This is a genomic window from Escherichia sp. WS1450, from assembly GCF_046487395.1.
GTDB lineage: Bacteria > Pseudomonadota > Gammaproteobacteria > Enterobacterales > Enterobacteriaceae > Escherichia > Escherichia coli.
Window position 1 is genome coordinate 1 of sequence record NZ_JBJQJO010000057.1, and the last position, 7,597, is coordinate 7,597.

The 7,597-nt window shown below is 44.7% G+C and carries 4 protein-coding genes; 3 read left to right on the top strand and 1 reads right to left on the bottom strand.

The window, feature by feature from the left end; genetic code table 11:
* From ACJHYR_RS26455 to repHI2, 3 genes are all read left to right on the top strand, one after another.
* Positions 1-306, top strand: a 306-nt coding sequence (locus ACJHYR_RS26455; protein WP_215256892.1) for a hypothetical protein, incomplete at its 5' end; no start/stop codon positions are given.
* A gap of 208 nt (positions 307-514) precedes the next feature.
* Entirely contained in the window at positions 515-2,971 is a 2,457-nt protein-coding gene (locus ACJHYR_RS26460) for an Ig-like domain-containing protein (protein ID WP_001572417.1), read from the top strand.
* A 1,107-nt stretch (positions 2,972-4,078) separates the two neighbouring features.
* A complete protein-coding gene (gene repHI2 / locus ACJHYR_RS26465) occupies positions 4,079-5,167 on the top strand; it encodes an IncHI-type plasmid replication initiator protein RepHI2 (protein ID WP_000159529.1) in 1,089 nt (362 codons plus the stop codon).
* A 1,997-nt stretch (positions 5,168-7,164) separates the two neighbouring features.
* Here the strand turns inward: repHI2 and ACJHYR_RS26470 are convergent.
* A complete protein-coding gene (locus ACJHYR_RS26470; protein ID WP_072103124.1) occupies positions 7,165-7,488 on the bottom strand; it encodes a hypothetical protein in 324 nt (107 codons plus the stop codon).
* Between the last annotated feature and the right edge of the window lie 109 nt (positions 7,489-7,597).

Here is a 7,597-nt window from a genome sequence, read left to right on the forward strand (position 1 = left end):
GGTCCTAAGACATCAATCATCTGCTCTCCAATGACTAGTCTAAAAACTAGTATTAAGACTATCACTTATTTAAGTGATATTGGTTGTCTGGAGATTCAGGGGGCCAGTCTATCAGAAAACAGCATAAGAGCATGTATAACATTGGGTTTCCTCAACCTAGAAGTGATGGTTTCCCTGTTATTTTACATAAATTTGACTCAACAGATGCTTTTAAAATCTCGCTTCCTTGAATTTACAAACATATCAGCACAATTGGCAAACATAAAGGAGCAGCGTCTATCAAAAGTTACTTTTATGATTGGTTGAATACTCATTTTGAAGGCTAAAATCCAAAAAAGTGGATACAAAAAGTTACTTTTGCGTCATCCAGATGCACTGCCGCCATTTTGCATTCTGTACGTTGGTTGCTTTCTCACTTGATGTCTCTTTTAACAGGCAAATTATCACTTTATCCGACCGGACCTTGTAGGCTGAATCCGTAGAATAAGGCTATAACCTATTCCCGGAGCATCATATGCGTAAAACTCTAATTGGCTGCATGGTTGCAACTGCCCTTGCTACTGTATCTTCGGCACATGCTCAGGTATTTAGCTACTCATTTACAGATACCAATAAGGCTGTTCGGAATATCAAACCTGCAACACAAACATATCTTAATCCCGCTGGTGTTTTGACTCTGAACTTGATATCGGGTCTTGATCGGTACGAGCGAGTGACGGTCACACGAGACAGCGATAAAAAGGTTATGTATTCCTCCGTCTCGACCAAAACGAGCGTTGCAGATCGTATCGTTGCTGCCGATGGAACAGAATACTATGGAAAGGATATGGTTCTACCGGCGCTCGGAGAAGGGACCTTTACTGTAGTCAATGAAACTCTGGATATTCGCCAGACTGTAGTGAGCACATCTACTTATCATTTCATCGTTGATACAACTCCTCCACGCTATAAGAGTATTTATCCGAGTCAAAACGCAGGTTACGACATGGTACTTTCTGGGCCACTTTGGGAGTTGGGCCGAGGCGGTAGTGGCCAGTTTTCTATATTTGCAGACGGTATTGAGGATGCTAGTGGAATTGACAAGATCCGTCTTGTCATTAAACGAAGTAATGGTTCTGTGGTCTCCGACAATAACCTGAGTTATGACACAGCCAATAAACGTGCGTTCTATCCGTGGATTAAAGATATGAACACCCAGGCTGGCATGCCCTCAAGTGATCTTGATGAAGAATTCACCTTCAATTTCATCGTTACGGACCTGGCAGGAAATACGCTTAACATTCCTCCCCAGCGGTTTTTATATGACGATCAAATGGGAGAATTTACGCCATTTGCAGTTCATGACTCACGTGTAAGCACCAGTGTTGTACCCGGCATTTCTTCGGGATACGTCCCGTTTAAACGAGGCCTTACAGTGCTGGAAAACCCCTACAAGTTGGTTATACGTATCCCAAGAACTAACTGGAAGCCATATCGAAATGGTGGCATGAGCATTACCAATAACTATGGCGGAGTACAGGTCCTTTCCGAAGATGCCACCTATGTCTACGTGGAAGTTAAGCTGCCACAGGGTGCCTTAGATGGAAACTACTATAGACCTGTGAATACATATCAATGGTCTGGAGGAGATCTTGGTCAGTATGCCAGCTGGCTCAACTGGGATCCTGCCTCTGTAAAGAGTCCGGCTTGGGGAAGTTCACCCATAGAACGACAAAAGGCTGATGGAACATGGTTCAACAGCGTAAACTGGAACCTGTTCAAGGCATCTGATATGCCTATAAAACTTACTAATATCCGATTCAATGTACAGGCCAGGCCATATGATCAAAAAATCACTGGCGGAGCAACATGCAGTATTCCAGCTGGCTCAACAACCTGTACCGTCTCTTTGCCCCAGGATATTATAAATGGCACTACCGGTTATCTTCATAGTGGCTATGAAGTAAGGTCAACCACCGAAGCAACCTTCTTTGCCCCTATATGGGAGAATATAGCCTGGCATACACTGGGTCCCTCCGTCACTGGATTTGATTACAATGAAACCACCAACATTCTCCAGGTTTACGTGAATCAACCTGGAGATGGTTCATATTTCGACCATGTTTATGTAAATCGAGTTTGGTTGTCAGATAAAAACCGTAACAACGCAGAAATAAGCGTAACCGGCAAACAAACAGGTAGAAATATGGCGTCTGGGAACTACACGTATGAGTTCAACATGAAAGAGGTACCAGAAGGCAGTTATAACGTGGTGATTAATGCCCAAGATACATTCAACAATACCGGTAACCTCCCTTATCAAACAGTTGTCGTTGATAATACAGCACCATCTGTAAGTATTAGCTACGAAGGAAAACCGATCAGCAAAAACGTAACAGTATATGGGCTGGAGAACGTCCGTATACAGCTCACCGATGCTCTAACTAAACCATCCTTAAGCCGTATGACTCTTCGCGGTGGCCCTGTTTCTGATGCGGTGGAATTGTCTTGGGTGAATCTGGGAAACAACCTGTATGCACCTAATTATCCCAAGATCTTTCCGTCTCTTAATGAAGGCGAAACATACACTCTCACAGTTCAGGCCAAAGATGAGATGAACAACGTTAAAGAAAGCTCAGTCGAATTTAACTACCTTCCAAACAATCTCGTCAGGCTAGAGAATCTGAAAACCTTAGCTGTCAATGCTTCTCTCAAAACATCTGACAATACTGCTCTGGCTGTTCTGTATGCCAGCCAGCTGCGTAAAAAGGATGGTTCAATCGCTACAGGGCTTCAGGACGCAGTGCTTACTGTCCGTAAGGACGCTGCATTCGGCGTGACTGTAAATGGCGTTTCTGCGATGCCAGGTGAAAGCAAAGAGCTTCAACTGGATTTGGGGCTCGGGGACAGCCGTAGCTTTCCTATTTTCCCTGCTGTATCCGGCCTTACTGGCAGATCTGAGTTCATGATTAACATTGAAGAATTAAAATAAAGCAGGGCTGTTTTGCTGAAGCACAACGGCCGCCTTCTGATGCGCCGTAGCCCATGTTGTTGCAAATCAGTCCGACGTTCATTGCGTAAGTAACGCTTACTGCGGACCATGGTAGTGATTAGACTCACTACCATGGTCATTTCACCACATATCTTCTCTGCATTGCTCTTGTTGGGCAGACTAGTAACTCGTCACTAAATTGCAGCTTTTGTCTTGCTAAGTCGCTGGTATAACTGCACTACGAAATCGTCAAAAGATTTTATCCCTCATGTAGATCCAATAAATGATCCCAAAGGTGCCAGAGAGTACAAAGAAGATCCCGGTACGCTGTAGGCCGCATGGTTACTGGGCTGGAGCATTGTCACTGACAACAGTAGCGACATAAGTGACAACGGGAGTGACTTAAAAGACAATGGTAGAGACTATTTCGACGTTGGTAATGATTTTAAGTGACAATGGTAGTGAGGTTAGACTTAAACTTCCACTGTGAGGTAAGGTGACTCGCATTATTTAAATAAATCATTACTTTCAATTACTTGCGACACGAGTCTGCATGTATGCTTCTATTTCTCAAAAATTTATCCACCGAAAATGCCTGTGGCTGTGATTTAGCTTTGACGACAGTTTTTATCAGGGAGGCAAGTTGAGACCTGTATAAGAACTAAGCATTTATTTATCCCCATTTTCCACAAGGTAGTTCCAATAATTAGTACCTTAGTGTTCCTGATAGATCAAAAGAGATCCCCGCTGCCTCCAGGCCAGACGGCACAAGGCCTGAGACGTGATCAGTGACAACAGTAGTGATTATTTTGACATTAGTAGTGATTATTATAACGTTGGTAATGAGTTTTTTGACATCAGTAGTGATCAGAGCGACAATAGTAGTGACTTTTCATTAGATCTTTTTAACTTGATCTGATCCGTTGTTGATAAGAGTTGCAGGTCATTGTATGCAAAGAGTTTTTGCCAAGTTTTAATGAGTGGAGTCGTTTTTTTAGGTAGAACTTATGCACAGATATGGATCATCACAATGATCCATCCAGTGACATAGAGTTCGCTGGGGCTTACTATTCACCAATCTGTTTACACATTCAGTGATAACTTATTATGACTAAAGAGAAAGATACTGAGCAGCAGGACCTGGTCACCAGGGCTTTCTCTGTTAGAGAGAAAGAATCAGGTAAAGACATCATTTTGCGTCCTAACAGCAACCGTACGGTGCAGTCTATTGCTTTGATGCGGCTCGGGCTGTTCGTCCCATCACCAAAGAGTGTGGGGCGTCAAAATCGGGAATATAAAACGGTTGGCTTTGACGCAACGAAAGAGTTACAGACGCTCTCTTTAATGGAGAGCGAGGGGTTCACCAATATTTCAATTGTCGGTGAGCGTCTTAATATGTCAGTAGATTTTAAGACGTGGATGGGCATCATTCGAACCTATGCCAATCATCCGATTAACAATGACACGATAAGCTTAAAATTCACTGAATTCCTCAAGCTATGTACGCCTGAAAATTATCGCTCATCTACAGCGTCCAGAAAACGTATAGACGCCTCCTTACGCAGGTTAGCATCCGTTACCTTGTCGTTCACCAGTAATAACTCGTCCAAAGTCTATACAACGCATCTGGTACAGTCTGCCCTGTTAGACCCGGAATCAGATCAGGTTGTCCTTCAGGTTGATCCTAAGATTTTCGAGCTCTATCAATACGATCATAAGGTTTTGATGCAGCTGAAGGCAATTAAGGAGTTGGCCAAGAAGGAAAGCGCCCAGGCTCTCTATACGTTCATAGAGTCATTACCGCCAAATCCTATACCGATATCCCTTACTCGGCTGAAAAATCGTCTGAACCTCAAAACACGAGCAAATAGTCAGAATGCTACCGTGAGAAAGGCTCTTGAAGAGTTGGCATCGATAGGATACCTCAAGTACACCGAAATTAAGAAAGACGGAAAAGTATACTTCCAGATTCATAAGCGGGATCCCGATCTGAATTTGAACAATACTCAGCCTCCTTTAGAAGTGGTTGAAGATGAAGAAGAGAACTCAGGGTCTTCTGTTTTAGAAGGTGAGTTATGCCCACCAGCTGACCCGATTGACGGCGATGATGTTCTTACCGTCCATGATTTAACCGCTGAAGAACTGCGCTATATTCGTAGTCTTCGAAGCCAGAAAAAGAACAGCAACGCCAGCTAAAGTTAACCCGGCGGTTTAGGCTCCGGGTGCTAAATTACTTCTTCGATTTTCGTTAGTCCCAGCCCGCTCTTTCACGTCAACGGTAATGAGTCAAAAGTCATTACCGTTGTCATTGTTCTCTACCACCCTATGTAGATCGAGATTGCGAAATTCAACGCTTTCTCCTGAGTCACCTGTTAACACCCGGTTTCTACGCTTTACTTCATTGGCCAGTACATCCAACGGAAAATATCGTAACGGGGTGACAATGGCAGTGAGTTGACCCACTCACTACCATCGACATTCAAATCCCGGCTTCTCTGGTAGCTATAGTGACAATGGTAATGATGTGTACCTTACTGGCATTGTCATTGTCCTCCGAGTGTGCGTTCAGCTTTGGGAGGACACCGGAACTTAATGCGGCGAGTCACGGCCATTGTGAATCTCGATTGGATTGGCGAATACGGCTTCCGGTTGGGCCAGATGTCAATGGTTATGCTTCATCCAGCTCATTACTGTAGTCATTGCCGTTCAGTTGAGCTGATGCTCCTCTCATTCTATATGGCGACAACGGTAGTGAGCCCAGAAAGTGACTACCGTTGTCATGGCCGTCCAGTAGAGCGGGTCAACCTCTTAACTCACAGGGTGACAACGGTATTGAGCCCAGAAAGTCACTACCGTTGTCATGGCCGTCTGGTTAAGCAGATCATCCTCTCAATTCACAGGGTGACAATGGTAGTGAGCCTATTAAGTCATTACCGTTGTCATTGCCATCCAGAAGAGCGGATGATCCTCTCAATTCATACGGCGACAATGGCAGTGAGCCCAGCAAGTCACTTCCGTTGTCATAGCCTTCCAGAAGAGCAGATGAGCCTCTTAATTAACAGGGTGACAACGGTAGTGAGCTCATTAAGTCATTACCATTGTCATGGACGTACAGCTGAGCTGCTCATCCTCTCAATTCACACACCGACAATGGTAGTGAGCTATTAAAGTCACTACCATTGTCATATACGTCCAGTTAAGTGGACCATCCTCTCAATACACACGGTGACAACGGTAGTGAGCCATTAGAATCACTACCGTTGTCATTGCTTTTCAGGTGCACTGATAAGGCTCTCAATAGACACGACGACAATGGCAGTGAGCAATTAGAGTCACTACCGTTGTCATTGCTTTCAGCTGAGCTGATAAGGTACGTCATTTACACGATGACAATGGCAGTGAGCCAATCGAGTCACTACCGTTGTTAATGCCGACCAACCGAGGGAAGGGTCCGCTCAAAGAACTGAGTGACAACAGTAGTGAGATCATCCAATCACTACCATTGTCAGCTTAAACCTGTAGGACGAAGAGGCTTGTCCGATAAAATGACGACAATGGAAATGAGCCTATCCATCACTACCACTGTCATTAAAGTCCAGCGGTTCAACGTTAATCAGTAGCTCCGGATGACAATGGTTGTGAGTCAGGCAATTCCCAAGCATTAGGTGACAGCAGCGTAACACCTCTAAGCTCACTTCTGTTGTCAGGGGTTAGGGTATTGAGTCTCTACCGTCGTCAGTGTTTCTGAGACACCAGTATTGCAGATCACTACAATTGTCACTTAAATATCGACGGGGGAGTAGATGCAAGTGACTGGCTAACCAGTACCAGTTTAGATTCAAAACGATCCCATCTTTGTGGATGCGCTTGAGTAAGCTCGTATGACGATATGTCAGAGAAGTGACAACAGGTGTGAGTTGCCGGACTCACTCCCGTTGTCATCCCCGGTTGAAGGAAGAGAATCCCCGGGGCTGTATATTTACCAGGTATCCTTACTCAAGGGGTTCGACACTCACTCCCATTGTCGTAATCAACGAGTATGCATTGTCTTTTGAAAGCATCGCTGGAAACGTACGATTAAAGTAACTTTTCTTTCGGTTCTTCCTTGCGAATCTCTGAAGACGTACTGGCTGATCGGAGTCGAGGAGGGCAGTAAAATTGAAGCCGTCAGTTTTACTGTCGGCTCCGGGTAGTTACTTCAACTCGTCGATCTGAATCATGAATTCTGAGGTGCCAACTTTCCCATTTTCGGAAGGATAAACGGGTAACAGAAGATTATCCCCCTGGCCCATATCTATTTGCACCTCAACTGACTCGCCTGGAGCCGCCTGTGCCCCATTAAATTTAATACCGAAGGCTGCATCCTTCCGCACAGTCAGCGTTGCGTTCTGGACCCCTTTAGCAATTTCTCCATTTGTCTTACGCAGAACGTTAGTGGACAGGTACGCAAGTGGTACGCCATCTGTCGTTTTGAGAGGTGAACTGACCGACAATGTGCGTAGATTATGTAACTGCATGAACCGCCCCGGGTTTCCTGGAGAGTGTTTTATCTGTGAACTCAGGCTGCCAGATCATCGTTTCCGATGGAAGCATAATAAGCTTTTTCTGCTTCTGCCGGAGGAGTAT